This window comes from Pseudomonas sp. JV245A, from assembly GCF_032424515.1.
GTDB lineage: Bacteria > Pseudomonadota > Gammaproteobacteria > Pseudomonadales > Pseudomonadaceae > Aquipseudomonas > Aquipseudomonas protegens.
Genome location: NZ_VYKE01000440.1, coordinates 1 through 905 on the forward strand (window position 1 = coordinate 1; position 905 = coordinate 905).

A 905-nucleotide genomic window follows, 5' to 3' on the forward strand; every position below is an offset into this window, starting at 1 on the left:
GCGCCGGCACCGCCCTGGGACTGGCCGACGATCAGTACCTTGTTGGCCAGCCCGGGCACCCCGGCGACCACGGCTTTGGCGGCGTCGAGAATGCCGTAGGCGGCCATGCGGTTGTTCAGCAGCGGATGGCCGCCGGGCACGCCCAGGCCCTGGTAGTCGGTGGCGACAATGGCAAAGCCTTCGTCCAGCCAGCGGCTCAGGTACTGCACGTCACGGTAGGAACGGCCCTGCCAGGACGGCGCGCAGACATCCGCCACGCCCACCGTGCCATGGCCCCAGGAGGCCACCGGCCAGCCGCCGGCCGGGGCCTTGCCCTTGGGCAGGAACAAGGTGCCGGAGACCACCACCGGGGTCTTGCCGTCGATGCCGTCGGTGGAGCTATAGAGAATCCGTTGCGCGCTGGCAGCGTTGGGCAGGCTCAGGGTGGCTTCCAGGGGTTCGCTGCGCAGCAGCTTGCCCGGGGTCGGGGGGATCGCGTCCTGCCAGGTATAGAAGGCCGAGACCCGGCCGTCGCCCTGCAACGGGTCGGGCTTGGGCGCGTAGGTCGGGCCGGCCAGGGCCGACAGGGAGAGCGCCAGGAGGCTCAGGCCAAAGGTGAATTTTGCGGACAGTTTCATCAAGAAGACTCGTGCTCAGGGTTCAGGGATGGGTGGCGACCTGGCCGCGCAGGGCGGGCCAGTAATCACTCAGGTGCAGATCGATCAGCGCCTGGTTGGTGAAACCGGTGGCCAGGGCCGGGGTGATGTCGTAGGGCGTGCGGATCAGCTGGTTGGCCAGGGCGTAGTCGCTCAGCGCCTGATAGTGGGCCTTGAGCTGCTGGTCGCTCTTGGGCGCCCAGCGCTCCTTCCAGGCCACCGGGTCGCCCTGGTCGTCGCGGCGCAGCACGCTCTCGGCGGTGCCGGCGC

1 protein-coding gene and 1 pseudogene are annotated in these 905 nt (G+C 69.5%); both read right to left on the bottom strand.

Features of this window, described 5'->3' with window-relative positions; translation table 11 throughout:
* The coding region (locus F6S12_RS32300) for an alpha/beta hydrolase family protein (protein ID WP_409999885.1) at positions 1 to 617 on the bottom strand (617 nt) is incomplete at its 3' end.
* A gap of 22 nt (positions 618 to 639) precedes the next feature.
* A pseudogene (locus tag F6S12_RS32305) lies at positions 640 to 905 on the bottom strand (nitrate ABC transporter substrate-binding protein); the annotation flags it as partial.